General features: G+C 72.0%; 25 protein-coding genes, 1 tRNA gene and 1 riboswitch. Of the genes, 12 read left to right on the top strand and 14 right to left on the bottom strand.

Annotation, left to right across the window (positions count from 1 at the left end; translation table 11 throughout):
- Positions 1-59: 59 nt before the first annotated feature.
- A complete protein-coding gene (locus ACIA6B_RS09610; RefSeq protein WP_107158213.1) occupies positions 60-737 on the top strand; it encodes a hemolysin III family protein in 678 nt (225 codons plus the stop codon).
- Positions 738-828: 91 nt separating this feature from the next.
- On the opposite strand, the gene ACIA6B_RS09615 is transcribed toward ACIA6B_RS09610, so the two are convergent.
- A complete protein-coding gene (locus ACIA6B_RS09615; protein ID WP_107158212.1) occupies positions 829-1,119 on the bottom strand; it encodes a DUF6458 family protein in 291 nt (96 codons plus the stop codon).
- Between the two features lie 115 nt (positions 1,120-1,234).
- Here ACIA6B_RS09615 and ACIA6B_RS09620 point away from each other — a divergent pair, with 115 nt between their 5' ends.
- Complete coding sequence (locus ACIA6B_RS09620) at positions 1,235-1,765, top strand: SixA phosphatase family protein (RefSeq protein WP_396772313.1); 531 nt, start codon at positions 1,235-1,237, stop codon at positions 1,763-1,765.
- A gap of 90 nt (positions 1,766-1,855) precedes the next feature.
- On the opposite strand, the gene ACIA6B_RS09625 is transcribed toward ACIA6B_RS09620, so the two are convergent.
- The 4 genes from ACIA6B_RS09625 to ACIA6B_RS09640 form a co-directional block, all read right to left on the bottom strand.
- Positions 1,856-2,125: a DUF6458 family protein gene (locus ACIA6B_RS09625; protein ID WP_013283345.1), complete on the bottom strand. Its 270-nt coding sequence runs from the start codon at positions 2,123-2,125 to the stop codon at positions 1,856-1,858.
- 171 nt (positions 2,126-2,296) lie between these two features.
- Positions 2,297-4,153 carry an acyl-CoA dehydrogenase gene (locus ACIA6B_RS09630; protein WP_396772314.1) on the bottom strand — a complete coding sequence of 619 codons (1,857 nt, stop codon included), beginning with the start codon at positions 4,151-4,153 and terminating at the stop codon, positions 2,297-2,299.
- Between the two features lie 116 nt (positions 4,154-4,269).
- Complete coding sequence (locus ACIA6B_RS09635; RefSeq protein WP_396772315.1) at positions 4,270-5,397, bottom strand: PP2C family protein-serine/threonine phosphatase; 1,128 nt, start codon at positions 5,395-5,397, stop codon at positions 4,270-4,272.
- 67 nt (positions 5,398-5,464) lie between these two features.
- On the bottom strand, positions 5,465-6,100 hold the full coding sequence (locus ACIA6B_RS09640; protein ID WP_396772316.1) for a septal ring lytic transglycosylase RlpA family protein: 636 nt from the start codon (positions 6,098-6,100) through the stop codon (positions 5,465-5,467).
- A gap of 167 nt (positions 6,101-6,267) precedes the next feature.
- Between ACIA6B_RS09640 and ACIA6B_RS09645 the strand changes: the two genes are divergently transcribed.
- From ACIA6B_RS09645 to ACIA6B_RS09655, 3 genes are read left to right on the top strand one after another with little or no spacing between them, the layout of a single operon-like run.
- A complete protein-coding gene (locus ACIA6B_RS09645; protein WP_396772317.1) occupies positions 6,268-6,807 on the top strand; it encodes a phosphoribosyltransferase family protein in 540 nt (179 codons plus the stop codon).
- Positions 6,808-6,848: 41 nt separating this feature from the next.
- On the top strand, positions 6,849-7,871 hold the full coding sequence (locus tag ACIA6B_RS09650) for a questin oxidase family protein (RefSeq protein ID WP_396772318.1): 1,023 nt from the start codon (positions 6,849-6,851) through the stop codon (positions 7,869-7,871).
- A 22-nt stretch (positions 7,872-7,893) separates the two neighbouring features.
- Positions 7,894-8,283, top strand: coding sequence for an ASCH domain-containing protein (locus tag ACIA6B_RS09655; RefSeq protein ID WP_396772319.1), 390 nt, complete (start codon positions 7,894-7,896; stop codon positions 8,281-8,283).
- A 51-nt stretch (positions 8,284-8,334) separates the two neighbouring features.
- Here the strand turns inward: ACIA6B_RS09655 and ACIA6B_RS09660 are convergent, their stop codons facing one another.
- Entirely contained in the window at positions 8,335-9,216 is an 882-nt protein-coding gene (locus ACIA6B_RS09660; RefSeq protein ID WP_396772320.1) for an LLM class flavin-dependent oxidoreductase, read from the bottom strand.
- Between the two features lie 30 nt (positions 9,217-9,246).
- The gene (locus tag ACIA6B_RS09665; protein ID WP_396772321.1) at positions 9,247-10,302 is read right to left on the bottom strand and encodes a MerR family transcriptional regulator; all 1,056 of its coding nucleotides are present in this window, start codon (positions 10,300-10,302) and stop codon (positions 9,247-9,249) included.
- Positions 10,303-10,427: 125 nt separating this feature from the next.
- Between ACIA6B_RS09665 and ACIA6B_RS09670 the strand changes: the two genes are divergently transcribed.
- Together ACIA6B_RS09670 and ACIA6B_RS09675 are read left to right on the top strand one after the other, a co-directional pair.
- Positions 10,428-10,748: a PadR family transcriptional regulator gene (locus ACIA6B_RS09670; protein WP_396772566.1), complete on the top strand. Its 321-nt coding sequence runs from the start codon at positions 10,428-10,430 to the stop codon at positions 10,746-10,748.
- Positions 10,749-10,786: 38 nt separating this feature from the next.
- On the top strand, positions 10,787-11,860 hold the full coding sequence (locus ACIA6B_RS09675) for a hypothetical protein (protein ID WP_396772322.1): 1,074 nt from the start codon (positions 10,787-10,789) through the stop codon (positions 11,858-11,860).
- On the opposite strand, the gene ACIA6B_RS09680 is transcribed toward ACIA6B_RS09675, so the two are convergent.
- Positions 11,847-12,407 (bottom strand): NUDIX hydrolase, encoded by a 561-nt coding sequence (locus ACIA6B_RS09680; protein WP_396772323.1) that lies wholly within the window; start codon positions 12,405-12,407, stop codon positions 11,847-11,849. The genes ACIA6B_RS09675 and ACIA6B_RS09680 overlap by 14 nt on opposite strands.
- 52 nt (positions 12,408-12,459) lie before the next feature.
- Between ACIA6B_RS09680 and ACIA6B_RS09685 the strand changes: the two genes are divergently transcribed.
- Positions 12,460-12,996 (top strand): GNAT family N-acetyltransferase, encoded by a 537-nt coding sequence (locus ACIA6B_RS09685; RefSeq protein WP_396772324.1) that lies wholly within the window; start codon positions 12,460-12,462, stop codon positions 12,994-12,996.
- Positions 12,993-13,319: a DUF6331 family protein gene (locus ACIA6B_RS09690; protein ID WP_396772326.1), complete on the top strand. Its 327-nt coding sequence runs from the start codon at positions 12,993-12,995 to the stop codon at positions 13,317-13,319. The genes ACIA6B_RS09685 and ACIA6B_RS09690 overlap by 4 nt, the downstream gene beginning before the upstream one ends.
- Positions 13,320-13,359: 40 nt before the next feature.
- Here ACIA6B_RS09690 and ACIA6B_RS09695 read toward each other — a convergent pair whose 3' ends face one another.
- From ACIA6B_RS09695 to ACIA6B_RS09705, 3 genes are all read right to left on the bottom strand, one after another.
- Positions 13,360-14,025 (bottom strand): Type 1 glutamine amidotransferase-like domain-containing protein, encoded by a 666-nt coding sequence (locus ACIA6B_RS09695; protein ID WP_396772327.1) that lies wholly within the window; start codon positions 14,023-14,025, stop codon positions 13,360-13,362.
- A gap of 170 nt (positions 14,026-14,195) precedes the next feature.
- On the bottom strand, positions 14,196-15,074 hold the full coding sequence (locus ACIA6B_RS09700; protein ID WP_396772328.1) for a hypothetical protein: 879 nt from the start codon (positions 15,072-15,074) through the stop codon (positions 14,196-14,198).
- Between the two features lie 242 nt (positions 15,075-15,316).
- Positions 15,317-15,390, bottom strand: a tRNA-Gly gene (locus ACIA6B_RS09705).
- Between the two features lie 202 nt (positions 15,391-15,592).
- Between ACIA6B_RS09705 and ACIA6B_RS09710 the strand changes: the two genes are divergently transcribed.
- Entirely contained in the window at positions 15,593-16,573 is a 981-nt protein-coding gene (locus ACIA6B_RS09710; protein ID WP_396772329.1) for a zinc metalloprotease, read from the top strand.
- A gap of 76 nt (positions 16,574-16,649) precedes the next feature.
- Here the strand turns inward: ACIA6B_RS09710 and ACIA6B_RS09715 are convergent, their stop codons facing one another.
- The gene (locus tag ACIA6B_RS09715) at positions 16,650-17,231 is read right to left on the bottom strand and encodes a pyridoxamine 5'-phosphate oxidase family protein (RefSeq protein WP_396772330.1); all 582 of its coding nucleotides are present in this window, start codon (positions 17,229-17,231) and stop codon (positions 16,650-16,652) included.
- Between the two features lie 78 nt (positions 17,232-17,309).
- On the opposite strand from ACIA6B_RS09715, the gene dcd reads away from it, so the two are divergent.
- Positions 17,310-17,888 carry a dCTP deaminase gene (gene dcd / locus ACIA6B_RS09720; RefSeq protein ID WP_278108718.1) on the top strand — a complete coding sequence of 193 codons (579 nt, stop codon included), beginning with the start codon at positions 17,310-17,312 and terminating at the stop codon, positions 17,886-17,888.
- Between the two features lie 71 nt (positions 17,889-17,959).
- Here the strand turns inward: dcd and ACIA6B_RS09725 are convergent, their stop codons facing one another.
- Complete coding sequence (locus ACIA6B_RS09725; protein ID WP_396772331.1) at positions 17,960-18,994, bottom strand: NlpC/P60 family protein; 1,035 nt, start codon at positions 18,992-18,994, stop codon at positions 17,960-17,962.
- A gap of 13 nt (positions 18,995-19,007) precedes the next feature.
- Positions 19,008-19,143: riboswitch (cyclic di-AMP (ydaO/yuaA leader) on the bottom strand.
- A 231-nt stretch (positions 19,144-19,374) separates the two neighbouring features.
- On the opposite strand from ACIA6B_RS09725, the gene ACIA6B_RS09730 reads away from it, so the two are divergent.
- Complete coding sequence (locus tag ACIA6B_RS09730) at positions 19,375-21,408, top strand: N-acetylmuramoyl-L-alanine amidase (protein ID WP_396772332.1); 2,034 nt, start codon at positions 19,375-19,377, stop codon at positions 21,406-21,408.
- A 65-nt stretch (positions 21,409-21,473) separates the two neighbouring features.
- On the opposite strand, the gene ACIA6B_RS09735 is transcribed toward ACIA6B_RS09730, so the two are convergent.
- Complete coding sequence (locus ACIA6B_RS09735; protein ID WP_396772333.1) at positions 21,474-22,484, bottom strand: NlpC/P60 family protein; 1,011 nt, start codon at positions 22,482-22,484, stop codon at positions 21,474-21,476.
- Between the last annotated feature and the right edge of the window lie 52 nt (positions 22,485-22,536).

A 22,536-nucleotide genomic window follows, 5' to 3' on the forward strand; every position in this document is an offset into this window, starting at 1 on the left:
CGTCGGGCGTGACCGTCCACACTACTTGCAAGTAACCTACGGTGTCGTAACCTGATGAGGTGACCACCTCCGCACCGCTCCGGCTCCGGCCGGTCGACATCGGAAAGCCGCGTATGCGCGGCTGGCTCCACGCGTACGCGTTCTTCGCCGCGCTCGTCTGCGGCATCGTCCTCTGCTCGATCGCCGCCACCCGGCCCGGCTGGGCGCCGCTGGTGAGCTGCCTGATCTACAGCCTCACCGTGTGCGGGCTCTTCGGCACCAGCGCGCTCTACCACCGGCGGGTCTGGTCCGAGCGCGGCTACCAGATCATGCGCCGGATGGACCACTCGATGATCTTCGTGTTCATCGCCGGCACCTACACCCCGTTCTGCGCGCTGCTGCTGGACACCCGGCACGCCACGATCATGCTCAGCCTGGTCTGGGGCGGTGCGCTGGCCGGCGTCGCGGTCAAGCTGATCTGGCCGCACGCGCCCCGCTGGGTCTCCGCCCCGCTCTATCTGGCGCTCGGCTGGGTGGCGGTGGCGATGCTGCCGGAGATCCTGCACTCCGGCGGCGTCACCGCGCTGGTGCTGCTGAGCGTGGGCGGCGCGATCTACAGCGTGGGCGCGGTGTTCTACGCGCTGCGCCGGCCGAACCCGTGGCCCACCGTCTTCGGCCACCACGAGTTCTTCCACGCGTGCACGCTTGTCGCGGCGATCTGCCACCACATCGCGATCTACTTCGCGCTGTTCGCCTGAAGCCGGCGCGTGCGAACCGGGCCGGACGAAGCCGCCCCGGACGTGCGCGAGGGCCCCGCGCCGTTGCGGGGCCCTCGGGTCTCGGGGTGGGTCAGGCCGGGTAGCCCGAGCCCGGGCGGCGCACCTCGCGGTACTCCTCGCGGACGACCCGGTCGCCCTGCACCGGCACCACCGGCTCGGCGACGACCTGCTGACGCACCGGCGCGGCGACCACGCGGCGGCGGCTGTTCCAGAAGTAGAGCGTCGTGAGCAGACCGGCGAGACCGGCGAGCATGAGCACCCAGCCCACCACGTTGAGGTTCAGCCATCCCAGGTTGGCGTCGATGGCGAACGCGAAGATCGCGCCGAGCGCGATGAGGAAGATGCTGGCACCGATGCCCATGACGTCGCCTCCTTGGCGTCCTGCTGGCGTTTCTGCCCGCCGCGGCCATGGATGAGGTAGCGGCACACATCGACATACCCAGGCGCTCCGATCGCCAATCAGGCAAGCTGGGCAGATGACGGACGGCAGGAACCGGCAGCGGACATTGGTGCTGTTGCGGCACGCCAAGGCCGAGCAGTCCCGGGACGCCCCGGACGCGGAACGACCGCTGACCGCGCGGGGTCACGCCGACGCCGCGGCGGCCGGCGCGTGGCTGGCCCGACACGGGCTGCTCCCCGACGTGGTGCTCTGCTCGCCGGCCCGACGCACCCGGCAGACCTGGCACGGGGTGGCGCTGGGCCTGGCCGGCTCTCCGCCGGAGGGCGGCCCGGCGGGCCCGGCTCCCGCCGTCCGCTACGAGCCGACCGCGTACGAGGCGCACCCGGACGAGTTGCTGGAGCTGGTCCGGTCGGTGGACCCGGCGGCCGGCACGGTGCTGCTGGTCGCGCACAATCCGGGCATCTCACTGCTCTCGGCGCTGCTCGACCCGGAGCGGGCGGATCCGGATGGCCTGCGCACCACCGACATCGTGGTGCACCACCCCACCACCGAGTGGGCCGCGCTCTCGCGCGCCCCGCTCACCACCCGCCACACCGCCCGCGGCTGAGGTGCAAGGAGGGGCCCCGTCAACGCATTCGGTCGAGGCGGGGCCCCTTCTTAACCCGCCGCGCGAGGCACCGGCAGCGGGGAGGGGCGGTCAGGACGGCGGGGCCGTCGGCGGCGGCGGGTCGGGCGGCGGCGGCATCATCGCGGTCGGGTGGGAGAGCCGGTTCTCCTCCACGATGAGCGTGCGGGCCCGCTTGCGGCGGTCCTGCCAGAACCACAACGTGGTCAGCAGGACGCCCAGCCCGGCCAGGATGAAGACCCAGCCGACCGCGCGCAGGTCGATCCACCAGACGTTGGCCCGGATGGCGAAGGTCATGATCGCGCCGAGCGCGATGAGAAAGATGGCGCTGCCAATGCCCATGTGCGCTGCACTCCCCCGTGCGGTGGCCCTTGGGCGTACTCCGGTCGTGGTCCGCGACGGTTACCCGCCCACCGGCCGGCCTATCCACCTCCGGCGCCACCAACGACGACGGCCGGCGGGCTGTCGCCCACCGGCCGTCGAGGTGAAAGGGGAGGAAATGCCCGCGAGGGCTTAGAACGCCTCCTCCGGAAGGTCCATGATCTCCAGGTCGGCGCCCTCGACGATCCGCCGGTCGGCGCCGATGCGGGGCAGCACCTCGCGGGCGAAGAACCGGGCGGCGGCCACCTTGCCGGTGTAGAACGCCTTGTCGCTGGCGGAGACCTCACCGGCCAGCGCCTTCAACGCCACGTCCGCCTGCTTCTGGAGCAGCCAGCCGACCACCAGGTCGCCGATCGCGAGCAGGAACCGGCGGCTGCTCAGGCCGACCTTGTAGAGCGCGCGGGCGTCGCCGGCCTGGGCCTCGCCCAGCCACCCGGTCATCACACCGATCATGTTCTGGATCTCGGCCAGCGCCTTACCGAGCGCCTGCCGCTCCTCCTTGAGTTGACCGTTGCCGGCCTCGGAGGCGATGTGCTCCTGGATCTCACCGGCGACCGCCATCAGCGCCTTGCCGTTGTCCCGGACGATCTTCCGGAAGATCAGGTCGAGGCTCTGGATGGCCGTGGTGCCCTCGTACAGGGTGTCGATCTTGGCGTCCCGGACGTACTGCTCCAGCGGGTAGTCCTGGAGGAAGCCGGAGCCGCCGAACGTCTGGAGCGCCTCGTGCCCGAGCAGCTCGTACGCCCGCTCCGAACCGACGCCCTTGACCAGCGGCAGCAGCAGGTCGTTGACCCGCTTGGCCAGCCTGGTGGCCTTCTCGTCGCCGGCCGCCTCGGCGAGCGCGACCTTGTCCTGCCAGCTCGCGGTGTAGCAGACCAGCGCGCGCAGGCCCTCGGCGTACGACTTCTGCATCAGCAGCGAGCGACGCACGTCCGGGTGGTGGGTGATGGTCACCCGCGGCGCAGTCTTGTCGGCCTGCTGGATCAGGTCGGCGCCCTGTACGCGGTTCTTGGCGTACTCCAGCGCGTTCAGGTAGCCGGTGGAGAGCGTGGCGATGGCCTTGGTACCGACCATCATCCGGGCGTACTCGATAATCATGAACATCTGGCGAATGCCGTCGTGCTTCTCGCCCAGCAGCCAGCCCTTGGCCGGTACGCCGTGCTCGCCGAAGGTCACCTCGCAGGTGTTGGAGACCTTCAGGCCCATCTTGTGCTCGACGTTGGTGGCGTAGACGCCGTTGCGCTCGCCCAGCTCACCGGTCTCGGCGTCGAAGTGGAACTTCGGCACCACGAAGAGGGACAGGCCCTTGGTGCCGGGGCCGCCGACGCCCTCCACGCCGACCGGACGGGCCAGCACGTAGTGGACGATGTTGTCGCTCAGGTCGTGCTCACCGGAGGTGATGAAGCGCTTGACGCCCTCGATGTGCCACGTGCCGTCCGGCTGCTGCACCGCCCGGGTGCGGCCGGCGCCCACGTCCGAGCCGGCGTCCGGCTCGGTCAGCACCATGGTCGAGCCCCACTGCTTCTCGATGAACAGTCGGGCCCACTTCCGCTGCTCCTCGGTGCCCTCGACGTGCAGCACGTGCGCGAAGGACGGGCCGGAGGCGTACATCCAGACCGGGGCGTTGGCGCCGAGCACCAGCTCGGCCAGGGACCACCAGAGCGCGCGGGGGGCGTTCGTGCCGCCGAGCGCCTCCGGCAGGTCGAGGCGCCAGAACTCGGAGTCCATGAACGCCTGGTACGACTTCTTGAACGACTCGGGCAGCGGCGCGGTGTGCGTGGCCGGGTCGAAGACCGGCGGGTTGCGGTCGCTGTCGGAATAGCTGGCGGCAAGGTCCTCGCGGGCCAGGCGGTCGACCTCGGAGAGGAAGCTACGGGCGGTGTCGACGTCCAGGTCCGTGTACGGCTCCTGGCCGAACGTCCGGTCCGCCCCGAACACCTCGAACAGGTTGAATTCGAGGTCCCGAAGGTTGCTCTTGTAGTGGGTCATGCTCGCTGGCCCCGCTTCCGGACAGGTGTTACCGATCAGTAACTCCAGACTGTATTACTCACCGGTAGGCAACGACAACCCGATCTCGGAAGTGACAGCGATTACACACTTCCCCTTCACCCGTCGGCGGCGCCGACCTCCCAGCTCGGCACCGGGGCCGCCGCCGCGCTACGCGGGCCGGTGTACTCCATCAGGACCAGCGCGATGTCGTCGTCGAGCCGGTCCTGCACCCACTCGACCAGGGCGGTCTCCAGCGAGGCGAGCCCGTCGCCGACCGTCCCGTGACCGAGCAGACGCCAGGCGCGGTCGGCGGTCGGGAAGAACTCGCCGTCCCGCCGGGCCTCGCCCAGCCCGTCGGTGAACAGCAGCAGCCGGTCGCCCGGCTCCAGCCGCTCCACCCGGGGCCGGACCACCGGCATGAAGCCCAGCGGCGGCGCCGGGGCCGGTGGCTCCAGCGGGATCACCGCGCCGCGGCGCAGCAACAGCGGCGGCGGGTGTCCACAGTTGACGATGGTGAGGGTGCCGCCGCGCTCCTCGACCAGCGCGGCGGTGACGAAGTCCTCGTCACCGACGTTGCGGGCCACCGCCCGGTCCAGGTCGGTCACCACCGCGCGCAGGTCGGCCCGCTCGTAGGCCACGTGCCGGTAGGAACCGAGCACGATGCTGGCCAGCCGGACCGCGTCCAGCCCCTTCCCACGGACGTCCCCGATGATCATTCGGACGCCGTACGGGGTGTCCATCACCTCGTACAGGTCGCCGCCGATCTCGGCGGTGGCCGTGGAGGAGATGTAGCGCGCGGCCACCGCCAGCGTGCCGACCTGCGGGCCGAGCGGACGCAGCACCGCCTGCTGGGCGACCGCGGCAAGCCGGGTCAGCTCGGCGATCCGCTCCGTCTGACGCTGCCGCACGGCCGCCGTGGCGGCGGAGATCGCGGTGGCCAGCACGATGGCGGCCACGCTGACGGCGGTCACCAGCGGCATGCCCTTCTCGGCCGCGGCGAAGGCGACCCCGGCCGCGGTGGCCAGCGCCCCCACGGCCAGCACCACCCGCCAGGAGGCCAGCGCGCCGGCGAGGACGGGCGCGGCGGCCATCAGCGCGAGGTAGTGCACCGGCCGGCCGTCGGCCGCCTCCGCCGCCGACACGATCGCGAGCAGCCCGAGGGCCGCGCCGAGGCCGGCGCGGGATCCGGGGCTCAGCGGGCCGCGGCCCGGCTGGAAGGGTTGCGTACGTACATCGGACAGCATGCCTGATGGATGTGAACCGGAGAACGAACGCGGCCCGTCCGTCGCGGAAGTTCTGCCGGACCGGCTGTCAGCCGAGCACCTCGTAGCGGACGTCCACCTCGCCGAGACCGGTCGAGGCGATGGCCGCGAACGCGGCGCGGGACAGGTCGATGCACCGGCCGTCGATGTACGGGCCGCGGTCGTTGATCCGGACCACCACGGACTTGCCGTTCGCCGGGTTGGTGACCCGGACCCGGGTGTTGAACGGCAGCGTCTTGTGCGCCGCGGTCAGCGCGTCCGGGTCGAACGTCTCGCCGTTCGCGGTCATCTGGCCCTCGTCGTAGAAGGACGCGCCGCAGGAGCCGCTCTCCACCACCTTCGGGGCGGCGGTCTTCTTCTTCGTCGCGGTCGGCTTCGGCGCCGCGGTCCGGGTCTTGCCCCGGGACGCCGGCTGGGTGCGGGTCGGCTTCGGGCTCGGGGTGGCCTTCGGCGACGGGCTTCGGCTCGCGGTGGCGGAGGCGCTCGGCGACGGCGCGGCCGAGGTGGGGGCCGCCGTGCTGGGCAGCGCCTCGACCAGGGCCGGCGCGGCGGGCGGCTCGGCGGCGGTGAGCTGCACCGCGCCGACGGTGCCGCCGACCGCGAGCGCCACGCCGACCGCCGCGGTGGCGGCGATGCCGGCCGGCGAGGAGAACAATCTGCGGGTACGAAGGTGCCTAGCAGCCACCGGGCCGGTCCTTTCGTCAACTCAACAAACCGGCCCGGACCGTAACGAGAGAAGCACTTCCGACGTCAACGTGATCATGGTGGTATGCCCGTATTTGCCGTGGTACGTGTAGCCGATCAAGCCACGGCCGTTGGGCCGAACGGTGGACGGGTGGGCAGGATGGAGGCGTGCTGAACCGTCGCCTGGTCGAACTGTTCCGCTGGGCCGACCCCGGGCCGGACAGCAGCCACCTGGTCAGCGACCTCTCCGACTGGTGGCGTGACCCCGAGGTGCTCGCCGAGGTCGGGCCGGCGCTGGCCGGCCTCTTCCCCGACGCGCGCCCGACCGTGGTGATCGCCCCCGAGGTGACCGGGCTGCTGCTCGGCCCGCTGGTCGCGGTGGCCGCCGGCGCCGGGTTCCTGCCCGCGTACAAGGACGGCGGCGAGCGACGCCGGATCGGGCCGACCCGGTGGGCCGGGACCCCGCCGGACCACCGGGGGCAGCGGCTTCGCATCGGCGTGGACGGCCGGCGGCTCGGCCCCGGCGACCGGGTGCTGCTGGTGGACGACTGGGTCGACACCGGAGCGCAACTGGACGCGCTGTGCCGGCTGGTGCGCGACGCCGACGCCGAGCCGGTCGGCGCCGCAACGCTGGTCGCCACCTGCCCGGCGGCGATCCGCACGCGACTGCGGGTCCGCGCGCTGCTCACCGGGGACGACCTGCCCTGAGGGGTTGACCTCAAGCTCGCTTCAACCCCGACCATCGGCGGATGGACGACGGCATCCTCGACGAGGCGTACCACCGACTGCACCGCACCGGCCCCGAATTCGAGGGCTGGCTCTCCAACCACGGGCCGATGGCCGCCGAGGCGCTGGTCCGGCACGGGCAGGGCGCCCGCGTGCACCGCTGGCTCGACGGCTACCTGCGCCGGCTCGACGACAGGCCCCGGGGGCTGCGGCCGATCGACGACTGGCGGGCCGCGCTCGGTGACCCGAAGCGGGCCGGCGACTGGCTCGACCACTTCGACCGCGAGCTGCGTGACCGCCCGTGGCGGGAGGTGCTCGGCGAATGGTGGCCCCGACTGCTCCCCGGCATCGCAGCCGGTGCCACCCACGGCGTGATCCGGGTCGGACACGCGGTGCGGGTGCTGCACACCGACGGGGAGACGCCGGAGCGCCGCGCCGAGCTGGGCCAGGCGCTCGGCTACTGGGCGGCCCGCTGGCAGCCGGTTCCCGGCGCCGGCCCGCTCACCGGGCACGCCGACGTCGCGTCGGCGCTGGCCGGGGTGCCCCGGATCGCGGATCGCAGCGGCGGCATCCGGGAGCGGCTGGGCCGGCTGACCGCGGAGCCCGGATGGTCGACAGCGGTCACGGCGCTGCGCCCGCCGGCCGACCCGGACCGGGCAGCCCGCACGCTCACCGAGGTGGTGCACCGCGCCGCGCTTGACTACCTGCGGTTCGGGCACGGCGAGCCGGTGATGCTGGTGCACGCGGTCACCGCGCCGACCGCGGTGCTGCGTACCCTGCCGGTCCTGGACCCGGCGCTGCGGGCGCCGAGCGTCGCCGCGGCCTGGGCCGCGACGGCGGCCGTGACCTCGGTGTACGCCGCACCCGCGCCGACCGCCGCGACGCCTGTCGACGGGCCTGCCGATCCGGCCGAGGTGTTCGCCCGGGCGGCCCGGCACGGCGACGAACACGTGGTGAAGCTGGCCGACGCGGCCCTGGAGGCGTACGCGGCCACCGGCGACGAACGGGTGCTGGCCGCGCCCGGCCACGCCGGCCGTCTGATCTGACCGGTGCCGTAGTCTCCGGGGCATGTGGCCCCGCATCGGTGGACTGCGCGCGCTCGCCCTCGGCACCCCCGGCGAGCTGCGCGCCAGGCTGAACACGCTCGTGCTCACCGGCGCGAAGACCGCCACCGCCGGGCTGACCGGCGAGTACGCCGACGAGCACGAGGAGCTGGAGCACGTCGGCGAACGGCTGGCGCTCGTCGACGACCACGACGCGCTGGTGGGCGTGGTCGAGATCACCGGGGTCGAGGTGGTCCGCTTCGCGGACGTGCCGTGGGACTTCGCCCGCGCCGAGGGGGAGGGCGACCGGTCGATCGAGGAGTGGCGGGCCGGCCACGGCGCCTACTGGGCGCGGCAGGGCACCCCGGTCACCGACGACAGCCGCATCGTCTGCCTCCGCTTCCGGCTGGTGTGAAGGAGGGGCCCCGGTTGACGCATTCTGCATAACAGGGGCCCCGCCCAACGCCTAGCCGACGCGGCGCAGCTCCGGCAGCAGCGCCGCCGCCTCGGTCAGCACCGCCTCGTCGCCGGCGTACCAACTGCTGGCCCGGGGCCAGTGCGTGATCACGTCGGTGAAGCCCAGCCGGGCCGCCCGGGCCGCCTGCTCCGCGAGGAAGTCCGCGCTGGTCAGCGAGAAGACCGGAGCCGAGTCGAGCGAGAGGTAGCGGTCCAGGGTGGCCGGGTCGCGGCCGGCCTGCTCCAGCGTCCGGGTCATCCGGTCGGACAGCTCCGTCACCGTGTCCCACCAGCCCGCCAGGTCGTCGCCGTCGAGGCCGGTGGTCACCCAGCCCTGCCCGAACCGGGCGACCAGGCGCATCGACCGGGGACCGTTCGCGGCCAGCACGAACGGCACCCGGGGCTGCTGGACGCAACCGGGGTTGTTGCGGGCGTCCACCGCCGCGAACCACTCCCCGCGCCAGGTCGTGCCGTCCTCGCGCAGGATCAGGTCGAGCAGCTCGGTGAACTCGGCGAACCGGTCGACCCGTTGCCGGGGCGGCAGCGTCTCGCCGCCGAGCACGGCCGAGTCGAAGCCGATGCCGCCCGCGCCCAGCCCGAGCAGCACCCGCCCGCCGGACACGTCGTCCAACGCGGTCACCTGCCGGGCGAACGCCGCCGGGTGGCGGAAGTTCGGCGAGGCCACCAGCGTGCCGAGCCGGACCCGGGAGGTCACCGAGGCCGCCGCGGTCAGGGTCGTCCAGGAGTCGAACCACGGCCCGTCGACCAGGTCACGCCAGCCCAGGTGGTCGTACGTCCAGGCGTGGTCGAAGCCCCACTCGTCCGCCTGCGCCCACCGCCGGCGCGCCTCCGACCAGCGTTGGTCCGGCAGGATCACGATGCCAATCCGCATGATCCCCAGCGTACGGCCCGAGCCGTTCCGCTACGTGGTCACCAGATCGGCCACCACACAGGCGATGTTGTCCGGCGCGCCCGCCGCGTAGGCGAGATCGACCAGGTCCCCGACGGCGGTCTCCGGGTCGTCCGCCCCGGCCAGCGCGGCGTGCAGCGCGCCCGGGTCGACCACCGCGGCGAGACCGTCCGAGCAGAGCAGGTAGCGGTCACCGGGCAGCGCGGTCCGCAACGCCAGGTCCGCCTCCACCTCGCCGCCCGCGCCCAGCGCCCGGGCCAGCAGCGCCCGCTGCGGGTGCGCCCCGGCCTCGGCCGGCGTGAGCCGCCCCTGGTCGACGAGCGTCTGTACGTACGTGTGGTCCTGGGTGAGCCGGGACAGCTCGCCACCCCGCAGCAGGTAGGCCCGGGTGTCCCCGACGTGCACCAGGGCGAGCCGGGTGCCCTGCCGGACGATCGCGGTCAGCGTGCTGGCCGGCCGGTCGGCGTCGGTGGCCTGCGCGCGTACCGCCCGGTCGGCCCGGCTCACCGCGTCGCCCAGCGCGGCGAGCAGTTCGCCCGCCGACGGGTCGGCCGCCGCCAACGGCCGCAGCGCGTCCACCGCCGCCGCGCTGGCGGTCGACCCGCCCGGACCGCGTACGCCGTCGGCGACCGCGAGCAGCGTGTCACCGGCGTACGCGACGTCCTCGTTGGAGTCCCGGACCGCGCCGGTCTCGCAGCGCGCCGCGTACCGGAAGGTGTGCTCGGACATGGTGATGCCCCTCTCGCTGAGCTGGTCGACGAGGAGTGCGACGGCCCGGCCACGGGCCTCGGTGTCCGCGCTGACCCGCCGCCACCAGGCGTCCAGCGCCTCGGCGGCGGCCGGCGGCGGTAGCGCGCAGACGGCCCGGATCTCGGCCAACGGCATGCCGGCCCGGCGCAGCGCGGCGATCAACCGCGCCCGGTCGAGCTGCTCAGGCGCGTAGTAGCGGTAACCGGAGTGCGGGTCCACGGCGGCCGGCGGCAGCAGCCCGCAGTCGTCGTAGACGCGCAGCGCCTTGGCGGTCAGTCCGGCCGCGCGGGCGAACGCCCCGATGGTCAGCAGCCGCACGTCGCTCCCCTCCTCGCGCCGGCCCCGGTGGGCCGGTACGGACCACGCTGCGGCTTGCCGCAGGGGCCGGGTCAAGAGCGTTGACCATACATCGAACACTTATATATGTTGCCCACATGACCCAGATGCGGGAGCCGACATTCCTGATCCTCACCTCGCTGGCCGGCGGGCCGAGGCACGGCTACGGCATCACCCAGGAGGTCGCCACGCTCTCCGCCGGGCGGGTGAGCCTGCTGCCGGGCACGCTCTACACCGCGCTGGACCGGCTCACCGCCCAGCGCCTCGTCGAGCCGGACCGCGAAGAGGTGGTGGACGGCCGGCTGCGTCGCTACTACCGCCTCACCGCGGCCGGCCTCGACGCGCTCACCACCGAGACCGCCCGGCTGCGCCAACTCGCCACCGTCGCCGAGACCCGGCTGCGGGCGCTGCGCCCCCGCACCGCCTGAACCGCGCCCGCCCCCACCCGCAGACCGTAGGGGAGACCATGTCGCTCGCCCACCAGTACCGGCGGTTGCTCCTCGCCTACCCCCGCGCCTACCGGCGGGAACGCGGCCCGGAGATCCTGGGGCTCCTGCTGGACTCGGCACCACCCGGGAAAACTCGACCCACGCTCCGCGAGGCCGCCGACCTGGTCCGCGGCGGGCTCCGCTGCCGGCTCGGCCGGCCCGCGAGCCGCACCGTCGGCGTGTGGGCGGCGCTGACGGCGTTGATCTGCGGACTGTTCACCGCCGCGCTCGCCGCCCGGCTCGCCTGGGAGACGTCCCGGCCGCAGCCGGACCGGGCCGAGTTCACCGCCGTCTTCACCGAGGCGTTCCCCGGCCACCGGCTGAGCGACGACGTGTCGACCGCGCCCGCGATCTTCGTCTACTACAACCAGCCGCTGCGGCTCAGCCAGTGGCGCGGGCTCGTCCTCGGTGACGGTGGCGAATACCAGGAGGGCTCGGCATCCGGATCGGCGTCCGGCCCGATGCCGACGCCCCCGGACCGCACGCTGGCGACGGCCGTACACCGGCTGGAGGCCGACGGCTGGCAGGTGTCCGAGCCGACCTCGACAGTGCTCCGGACCTGCGACGACGCCAGGTGCGAGCGGGCCGGCGAGCCGGTCGAGACCGTGCTGGTCGCCCGGCGCGGCGACACCGTCCTGCGCGCCACCGTCAACGACCCCGACACCTACGACTCGTACCTCTGGGTGGAGGTTCAGCGGGCGACGCCGCCCGCCGTGCTCCCCGCCGCCGCTCTCGCCGGGCTGGTCGGCGGCGCCCTGGCGTGGCTGGCCTTCGGCTGGGTGAGCCGGCGCACCGACGGTCGACGTGGCGTGCCCCTGCTGCTCGGTATCACCCTCGTCCTCTGGTGGACGCCCGCGGTGCTCACCGCCTCCTCCCTGGTCGGTCACCACCTGGACGAACCGCATCCGAGCTGGCATCCGCTCTGGGAGTGGCTCGGTCAGCCGGCGCTCTCGCTGTTCTTCCTGGTCGGCCTGGCCGGCGCGGCGACGTTGTCGGCCATCGCGCTCGTGCCGCGCCGCGAGCCGCATCCGCTGACGCTCAGCCCCGGGTGAGCTTGGCCAGCAGCCGGCCCAGGTGCGGCTCGACCGTGCCGGCCGGCGCGTCGTCCACCTCGGCCGGCGTCCACCAGCGGACGCCCCGGAACTCGACCGGGTCGGGGGTGAACCGCTGCTCGCGGTGGGCGTCCAGCACGAACCAGAGGCTGACGTCGGTGTGCCGCTGCGCAGGCGGGCCGACCGTCTCGGTGACGGTGAGGAACGCCGGTCGCTCACCGAACGGCGACGCGAAGACCGCGGGTACGCCCAACTCCTCCCGAAGCTCGCGACGCACGGTGTGCACGGGGTGTTCGCCCGGCTCGACGTGACCCCCGCTGGGCAGCCACCTGCCGGCGTTGCGGTGGTCGACCAGCAGCACCGCGCCGTCGGCCGGGTCGCGCAGCAGGAAGTAGGCGACCAGGTGCGGCGACGGGGTGCGCGGCTTGACCCGGCGGAAGATGTCCTCCGTACCGGCCAGCCAGACCAATGCCGCCGTCCGGTGCCGGGCCTCCTGCTCGTCGCCCGGCGTCAACGCCTCGACCAGGGCCCGGATCTCGTCGCGCATCCCGCGATGCTGCCATCCGGGTACGACGGACGCCGGCGACTAGCCTGGCCCGGTGCCGGAACTCGAACGACTCGCCACCCGCCACGCCTACGTGCTGTACCGGTTCGAGCGGGAGAACCGGGCCTACTTCGCCCGCTACGTGCCCGATCGCGGCGACGACTACTTCGACCTGTTCGCCGACCGGCTCGCCGCCCTGCTCGACGAGCAGGACCGCGGCATCTGCCACTTCCACGTGCTGGCCGACGACGACGGTTCCGTGCTCGGGCGGTTCAACCTGGTAGACGTGGCCGACGGCAGCGCCGAGCTGGGCTACCGGGTGGCCGAACGCGCCGCCGGACGCGGCCTCGCCCAGTACGGCGTGCGCCGGGTCAGCGAGCTGGCCCGCAACGGGTACGGGCTGCGCCGGCTGGTCGCCGACGCGGCGCTGGCGAACCCGGCGTCGCTGGCGGTGCTCCGGCGGACCGGGTTCGTGGCGGCCGGGAAGGTGGACCTGGGTGGGGAACCGGGGCTGCGGCACGTCCTCGACCTGCACCCGACTTCGGAGCAGCGCCCTCGGGTCGGCGGCACGCACCCGGGGGACCAGCGGTGAGGGAGGTTTCGGTCGACATCCCGTCGCCCCTGAGCGGCTGCCTCGACCACTGCGAGGTCGAGTGCGTCCGGCTGTGCTGCGGGATCGACGCCATCTCCACCGATCCCGCCCTCGTCGCGGCGTGGTGCCGTCGGGTGGGGCCGGACGCGGTGGCCGAGGCCCGGCGTCAGCTCGCCGCGGTGGTCGAGGTCGTCCGGGACCGCTCGCACGTCGTCACGTCGACGTTCCTGAACCACCGCACACACGACGACGCGGCGCGGGGTGAGTTGCTGGATTTCCTGGCCGAGTTGGAAGCGGGATTGGCGCGCGGGAACCGGTCCTGAGAACGCGATCCGGCCCCACGGCGTGCCGATCGCCTGTCGTTCACGACTGTGCCGGAAACAGCTTCCAGTGCCCCTCGGTGACGACCTCGACGCTACCGTCGATCACGGTGATGGCTGTCGAGTCGTCGATCGCGTACGCCGGTCCCGACATGCCGGCGGCCCACTTCTCGGCCTCGGCCATGGTGTTCTCCGGCAGGTCCGGGTGATCCAGGTGCGGGAAGATCGAGAAGTCGACCACGCCCAACGTTTCATCGGTCCCGCCCGGTGGGGTCCAGGCGACGAATTCGGCCCCGACCCGGGGAGCCATCACCATGCTGCCGGCGCTCGCCCCCACCCAGACCGCGTCCAGCGACGGCAGCAGCTCCGCCAGGCCGGACTGCCGCATCCAGTGGCTCAGGTACAGGGCGTCCCCGCCGCCCACCAGCAGGGCGTCCGCCTCTTGGACCCAGGGCACCCAGCGATCTTCACCGACGCTGGGCAACGCGCTCAGCTCCAGCACCCCCAACGACTTCCACCCCAACTCGCACATCGGTATGACGGATTGACCGGTGATGAAGCGCCACGCCCCGGCGGGACCGCCCATGGCGTACGCGGCGGTCGGAATGCAGAGGGCCGTGGAGTCGGCGATCGGTTTGCCCAGGAGGCCGACCAGCTCGTCCTGAATGCTCGCGTTCCTGATGCCCGCGGATGTGAGAAGAAGCTTCAAGATCATCCCCCGATGGATCTTCGTCAGTCCCCGGAGAATAGTCCCCTGACCGCGGGTTCGGCGTCCGCCGGCCCGCAGCGTCGAAGGTGCAGGCCGGGGCTCTCTTCTATGCCGGGCCGTCGCACCTGCCGGGCGGGTTGCCTGGCGTGACGGACGCCGAGATCACTCGCTCATGTGATGTTGAGGCCGAACAGTCGCATCACGCCGCGCGGGTTGATCCAGTCAATGCAGCCACGGTCCGTGGTGTCGATCCCGGTGTAGTCGCCGAGATCGAGCGATGCCATCATCTCCAGCACGAATTCCTTGTCCCGCGGCACCGTGACCTTGCCGTCGCGCACCATGCCGGTCAGCCGTTCCCGCCAGCCGCTGAACGAGGAATCGTTCTCCTCGGCGTACTTCGCGCCTTCGATGAGTTGACAGAGGTAGGTGACGAAGGCGGCGTTGTCGAACGACACGACCGCGAGCACGCGGTCGTTCTTCGAGAACAGGTGGCAGAACGTCTCCAGCAGACACCAGGCCCGTTCGAAGTAGATGTCGTCGGTCGCGAACTGCACCACCTGGCAGGACGAATACAGCCGGGCGGTGTCGCGGAGGCCCCTGATGAAGATGGCTTCTTCCTCGGGGGTGCGGTTCGGCTGCGGGAGACTGCAGTAGTCGTAGAAGAAGACGCAGTCCGGGTTCGCATGGGCAAGCGTCTGGAGGAAGTAGAGCTGTGGATAGACCACGACGCCGCTCTTGTCGATCTCGGCCGGCCACTGGTCGGGATGTTCGCGGAAGCTCCACGTGTGCGAGATGGCCAGGGTTCGGCCGGCGCTCCGCCTGAAGGCGGGATCGATCTTCTGCCAGGGGTCCAGAGGGCCGTCGCACTGCAGAAAGTAGTCGGCCGTGATGAGGTGGTCGCCGACGCTTTCGAACCAGTCGGCATTCAGCCCCGCCGGGACGGGGAGGCGGTGCCGATCCACCATGGGCCTGGCGTCGAGCGCGAGGCGCAACCGGTTGTAGGTGTCGTCCCACGATCCCCAGTAGTCCTTGAACGGATCTTCATCCACCCCCCTACTCTGCCAACGGGGCATGCGTCGGTAAGTCGGCTGGGCGTACCGCCCACACGATCCGATCGACATCTATGTCGATCCTGCGTGCCGAGCGGGCGCGAGCCGAAGGCCACCGAGGGTGCCGTACCGGCCGCCTGAGGCGATCTGATGGCCCGTTGATGGCCCGTCGGCCGTCCCGGCACCTCTGGAGACGCGGAAGCCCTGGCGGGACCATCGGTCCTGACCAGGGCTTCCGTGCGTGGAGCGGGTGACGGGAATCGAACCCGCACTGTCAGCTTGGGAAGCTGATGTTCTGCCATTGAACTACACCCGCGAGCGGCACCACTGTACCTGAGGTCACCACCCCCGTGCACCCAGGTACCCCCGCCACGCGGCCCGGCCGAGTTGATCAAGGGATGTTGCACGCCGGCAACATATGGCCGTTCTCAAATCCCTCGATGGGATGTAACGTCTGCCACACGTTTCCGACTCGGCGTGACACACCCCCTGCCACGCCGTCAGAAAGAGGTGGGCCCATGGGACTCCGTCCCAACCTGCTGACCCGGCGTACCGCCGGTGTCGCGACGTCGACCCTCGCGCTGCTGCTCAGCACCGCCGCGGTCGGCGTCGTCCCCGCTGCTTCGGCCTTCTCGGCCGCCCCGGCCGGCGTGTGCGCCGAGCCGGCCGACGCCCACGCCGACGCCCGTGTCGCCAAGGGCGGCCACGCCAAGCTCGACCCCAACCACCTGACCGCCAAGCAGGTTCGCGACCGCGAGGCCGACCTCGCCGCCGCGCAGCGCGAGCGGGCCAACTTCCGGACCGGCGCCGTCACCCCGCTGGCGACCGTGACCATCCCGGTCGTCGTGCACGTCATCCAGGAGAACAGCACCCGCGCCGGCGGCAACATCCCGGACTCGCTGATCACCCAGCAGATCAGCGTGCTCAACCAGGCGTACGCGGGCTCCACCGGCGGCGCTGCCACCGCGTTCAGCTTCCAGCTCTCGAAGATCAACCGGGTGACCAACCCGTCGTGGTACCCGATCGTGCAGGGCTCCTCGGCGGAGCGGTCGATGAAGACCTCGCTGCGCACCGGCGGCAAGAACACGCTGAACATGTACCTCGGTGAGCTCAGCGACGGCCTGCTGGGCTGGGCGACCTTCCCGAAGCGGACGCTGGACAAGATGGACGGCGTGGTCGTGCTCGGCGAGTCGCTGCCCGGCGGCACGGCGACCAACTACAACCAGGGCGACACCGGCACCCACGAGATCGGCCACTGGCTGAACCTCTACCACACCTTCCAGGGCGGCTGCTCGGGCTCGGGTGACAGCGTCTCCGACACCCCGGCCGAGGCCTCCCCGGCGTACGAGTGCCCGACCGGTCGGGACACCTGCTCCACGACCGGCAAGGACCCGATCACCAACTTCATGGACTACACGTACGACTCCTGCATGTACCAGTTCACCGCCGGCCAGGCGAGCCGCATGCTGACCGCGTGGAACGCCTACCGCGCGGCCTGATCGCCACCGCACCACGTACCGACCGGTGCCGGCCCCGTCCACGGACAGGGCCGGCATCGGCGTTTTCCGGGCCTGGTCAGGCGGCCGGCCGGCGGGTGTCGAAGCCGTGCCGGCCACGGCGGCCGTCCGGCACGAGCACGTCACGCCGGGCCGCGGCCGGGGGTGGCGACGCCGGGGTGGCGGACGCGGGTGTGGCCTCCCCCGGGTCCAGCCAGAGCCGCATCTCCGGGCGGCCGGCGCCGATCTGGGTGACCGGGTCACGGCGGGTCAGCATCGCCACGTCGACGGAGAACTCGAACAGGCGCCAGTCACCCTGCGGCGCCGCCCGGCCGATCAGGGACAGTCGGTCGACCGTCGCCCGATCCGTCACCGGGCGGGCCCGACCGGCCAGGTATGCCTCGTCGTCGCTCTCCTCCGGCGGGAAGGAGTGCAACGCGTAGCGGCCGTCGCGTTCGAGGTCGCGACGCTTCGGCGAGTCGATGACGAAACACCAGAGCCCGTCGTCGGTGATCAGCGGCGAGACCGGGTGCACCCGTGGGCCACCGTCGGCGCGGACCGTGGCGAGGTAGCCGAAGCCCGGCCCGTACTGCTGCATCAGAAGGCGGATCTCGGCCGCGAGTCGGGGTTCGTCGGCGGCGAATTCGGACCAGGAAGCCATGCCGACAGTCTATCGAACACGTGTACGAAGAAGTAGTCCGACACGCTGGTTACCACCGTCTGTCGCTAGAGTGTTCCGATGCTGCTCTCCGACCGCGACCTGGTCTCCGAGATCAAGGCGGGCACGCTCGCGCTGGAGCCCTTCGAGCCCACGCTGGTGCAGCCGTCCAGCATCGACGTACGCCTGGACCGGCTGTTCCGGGTCTTCAACAACCACCTCTACACGCACATCGACCCGTCGGTGCAGCAGGACGACCTGACGTCGATGGTGGAGGTTCCGGAAGGGCAGCCGTTCGTGCTGCACCCGGGCGAGTTCGTGCTCGCCTCCACGCTGGAGGTGATCTCACTGGGCGAGGAGCTGGCCGGTCGGCTGGAGGGCAAGTCGAGCCTGGGGCGGCTCGGTCTGCTCACCCACTCCACGGCCGGCTTCATCGACCCGGGCTTCTCCGGCCACGTCACGCTGGAGCTGTCCAACGTGGCGAACCTGCCGATCACGCTCTGGCCGGGCATGAAGATCGGCCAGCTCTGCATCTTCCGGCTCTCGTCGCCGGCCGAGCACCCGTACGGCTCGGCCGTCTACGGCTCGCGCTACCAGGGCCAACGCGGCCCGACGCCGAGCCGGTCCTGGCAGAGCTGGCGCACCTGGCCGACCCGCTGACGCCGAGCGCGGTTGTTGAGCGGGGCCCCCTGTTATGCGGAATGCGTTAACAGGGGGCCCCTCCTTGCACCTCAGCCGGGGCGGCCGTAGCTGTTGATGTCGCCGTCATCGACGCGCTTCATGGTGATGGGCTTGCCGGACTGGGAGGCGTGCACCACCCAGCCGTCCCCGACGTACATGCCCACGTGGTGCAGGTCGCCGTAGTAGAAGACCAGGTCACCGGCGCGCAGCTCGGCGCGGCTGACCCGCTTCGTCACGTCGTGCTGCTGGCGGGCGTTGTGCGGCAGCGAGACCCCGGCCTTCGCCCAAGCGGCCATGGTCAGGCCCGAGCAGTCGAAGTGGTCCGGGCCGGCCGCGCCCCACACGTAGATCTTGCCGATCTGGGCGCAGGCGAACTTGACCGCCACCCCGGCCGCGCCGCCCGGGTATCCGGCGGGACAGGGGGCCGGGCGCAGCGGGCCGCCGCCACCGTTGCCGTACACCTTGAGCCGCAGCTTCTGGAGCTTGGCGATCTCGGCGTCGATCTGCTTCTTCTTCGCCGCGAGCTGGGCCTCGGTGCGGCTCAGGTCGGCGACCATCGCGTCCAGCGGCTTCTTCTTCGCCGCCAGTTCGTCGCGCAGCGCGGCGATGTCGCGAACCTGCTCCTGCTGGTGGTGCGCGAAGCGGTCCAGCATTTCCAGGCCGGTGACCAGCTCACTCGGCGAACGGCTGCCCAGCAGCGCGTTGACCGTGGAGAGGTTGTCGCCCTTGTACGCGTCGGCGGCGAGCCCGCCGACCCGGCCGAGCGCGGCGTCCACCCGGGCCTGGAGCGGGGCGATCTGCTTCCCGAGCGCGTCGGCCTGCTTGCGGCGCACCGCGAGCTGCCCGCGGACGGCGTTGACCTGTTCGATGACGGGTTCGAGCTTGTTCCAGTCGCGGTCGATCTGGGCCTCGATCTCGGCGACCGAGGGTTCCGCGTGCGCCGCCGTCGCGCCACCGGTCAGGACGACCGCGGCGCCGACCAGGGCGGCGAGTGTGGTGGTGAAGCGGGACCAGCGGAAACGCGGCACGGCGGCGGACCGGTCGACCGACCGGCTCGACGTCGGCCGCGGGGCATGGTGGGCCACCGGGCGTCCGTACTCCTTCTGCCTGACCGCCTACCGGGTTAGCTGACGGGTTCGGGCGGGAAGGGAGGCGCCCTACCGCAGTGGCTGCGGATTCACCCCAGGAACCTGGGTCCCCGGTTCGCCCGTGGGCGACTCGGCGGTGTCGGGCCGTCACCGACCGGGTTGGACGGTGAAACTTGCGGCCGACGATTGACCAGAGTAAGGATTCCCGTTATCGATCCGCAACCCGAACGGCCGTGACACTCCGTACCGGATGCGCCACACGAACGCGAATGAAGATTTCCTTCATATCGGATTACTGCCTGGAAAGGTATTGACCCCCGTGGGTGGGCGGAGTGAGGGTGGAACGCAGTGACCCCCATCCCTGTCCAGGAGGTTCGATGCACCTCTCAGCCCCGCCGTCGAGCAGACGGATCCTGCTCGCCGCCGCCGTGGCGACGGCCACCGCCCTGGCCACCACCGGCCCGGTGAGCGCCGCGCCGCAGGCGGCCCAGCCCACCGGCGACCGCCAGCAGCAGTACGCTGCCGCGGCGGCCGAGTACGGCGTACCGCAGAACGTGCTGCTCGGTGTCTCCTACCTGGAGTCGAGGTGGGACACCCACCCGGGCCAGCCCAGCACCAGCGGCGGCTACGGCCCGATGCACCTGACCGACGCCGCGCACGTGCTGGCCACGCCGGGCAGCGCGCACGTCGACGAGGACGAGGACCCGCGCGGCGACGACAGCCGCCCGCTCCGGCTCGACCCGGGCACCGCCGCCGCGCCGACTCGGGAGACGCCGCTGCCGACCGCCTCGCTCCAGACGCTCGACGCCGCCGCCACGCTCACCGGGCTGGACGCGCAGACGCTGCGCACCGACCCGGCCGCGAACATCCGCGGTGGCGCGGCGCTGCTGGCGTCGTACCAGAAGGCACTGGGTGGGCCGGTCGGCGCCGGCAGCGACGTCGCGGCCTGGTACGGCGCGGTGGCCCGCTACTCCGGCGCGGACACGTCAGACGCGGCGGCGGCCTTCGCCGACGAGGTCTACGACCAACTCGGCCAGGGCGCGACCCGGACCACCGACGACGGGCAACGGGTCACGCTGGCCGCCACCGCCGCGCAGCCGGACCGGGCCGGGCTGGCCCGGCTCGGCCTGCGTCACGCCGCGCGGCCGGACGGGCTGGAGTGCCCGGTGCGGCTGGCCTGCGAGTGGATTCCCGCCCCCTACGAGCAGCTCAGCGCCGACCCGGGTGACTACGGCAACCACGACCTGGGCGACCGGCCGAAGCAGCAGAAGATCGAATACATCGTCATCCACGACACCGAGGGCTACTTCGCCCCCAGCGTCGACCTGGTGAAGCGTGCCGACTACCTGGGCTGGCACTACACGCTGCGGTCGGTGGACGGCTACGTCGCGCAGCACATCAAGGCCAAGGACGTCGGCTGGCACGCCGGCAACTGGTACGTCAACGCCAAGTCCATCGGTCTGGAGCACGAGGGCTTCGCCGGGCAGGGCACCTGGTACACCGAGGCGATGTACCGCAGCTCGGCCAAGCTGGTCCGCTACCTGGCGCAGAAGTTCGGCATCCCGATGGACCGGCAGCACATCATCGGCCACGACAACGTGCCCGGCATCACCGCCGCCAACGTGCGGGGCATGCACTGGGACCCGGGCCCCTACTGGGACTGGTCGCACTACTTCGACCTGATGAAGGCGCCGTTCCGGACCACCGGCACGTCGCGTACCGGGCTGGTCACCATCGACCCGGACTTCGCCACCAACCGGCCCGCGTTCGTCGGCTGCAACCAGCAGCCGCCGGGCGTCCCCACGCCCACCCCGCCGGCCGAGACCTGCCCGTCGCGCGGCTCCTCGGCGGTGGTGCTGCGGACCGCGCCGAGCGCGGACGCCCCGCTGGTCAACGACCTCGGGCTGCGCCCGGACGGCACGCCGGACACGATGTACATCTCCGACCACGGCGCCCGCGCCTCCGCCGGCCAGACGTACGCGGTGGCCGGCCGGCAGGGCGACTGGACCGCGATCTGGTACCTCGGCCAGAAGGCGTGGTTCCACAACCCGGCCACCGCGCCCACCGCGAAGTGGGCCACCGGCTTCGTGGTGACGCCGCGCCCCGGCAAGGCCACCATCCCGGTGTACGGCCGCGCCTACCCGGAGCAGGCCGCCTACCCGGAGACCATCCCGTACCAGGCCATCTCCCCGCTCCAGTACACGTTCGCGGCCGGCCAGCGGTACGCGGTCGGCGGTGTGCTGCCGGGCGAGTACTACCGGGCGGTCTCCTACGACGGCTCCGCCCCCGGTGACCGCACCGTGGTCCGTGGCGAGAACCGCTACGTGCAGGTCCAGTTCGGCCACCGGATCATGTTCGTGAACCTCGACGACGTGCTGATCCTGCCGTCGCCGCTCGGCGCGCCGCGCTGACGGCCCACCAGACGGAGGAAGGCCCCCGGTCCGATGAGGACCGGGGGCCTTCGCCGTGACGCGGGTCAGTACGGTCGGCGGTAACCCGCGACCGGCATGTACTGCACCTTGGCCACCTGGACGGGTTTGCCGGTCCGTGGCGCGTGCACCATCAGGCCGTTGCCCAGGTAGAGCCCGACATGGTGCAGGTCACTGAAGAAGAAGACCAGGTCACCGGGGCGGGCCTCGCTCGCCGAGATCTTCCGGCCCTCGTTCCACTGGGCGCCGGTGAAGTGGGTCAGCGAGATGCCCGCCGCCTTGTACGCGTACTGCGTGAGGCCGGAGCAGTCGAACGAGTTCGGGCCGGTCGCGCCCCACACGTACGGGTCGCCGACCTGGGCGCACGCCGTCTTGATCGCGGTCCGCGCGGCGCTGCTCACCACCCCGTCGATCGAGGGGCAGCCCTCCGGGCGGATCGAGGTCACCGGCAGCATCCCGGTCAGCCGCTTGATCTCGGAGTCGATCTGCTTCTTCTTCGCCGCCAGGTCGTTCTTCCGCTTGACCTCGGTGGCGATCAACGCGTCCAGCTTCTGCTTCTGCGCGTTGTACTTGTCGCGGGCCGCGAGCACACCGGCGATCTGCCGGCGCTGGTCGTCGGCGATCCGGTCCAGCATGACGAGCTGTTCGGCCAGCGTCCCCGGCTTGGTGCTCACCAGCAGCGCGCCCATCTCCTGGGACGGGCCGCGCATGTAGTAGCGGGAGGCGATGTCGCCGACCTTGTTCATCGCCAGCGTCGAGGCCAGCTCCAGCGGGACCATCTTCTTCTTCAGCTCGACCGACTTCTTCTGGTCGGCCTTGAGCTGGGCGCTGACCTTGTTGTACTGCTCGATCGTGGGTTCGAGCTGCTCCCACTGCTTGTCGATCTGCGCGTCGATCTCGTCCACCGAGGGCGCCGCGTGCGCCGGGGCCGCCAGCATCCCGGCGCCGACCGCGACGGCCGCGACCAGGGTGAGGAGACGGCGTACCACCCGGTGGACCCCGGCCGGCCGGCCGGAGGGAGCGCTCGGGACGTGACGTTGAGGGGGCATGGTTGCCACCGGCACGGACTCCTTTGCAACCGACCGGCGGGCGCCTCGCGAGAGGGAAGAT

This window comes from Micromonospora sp. NPDC051141, assembly GCF_044455765.1.
Lineage (GTDB): Bacteria > Actinomycetota > Actinomycetes > Mycobacteriales > Micromonosporaceae > Micromonospora.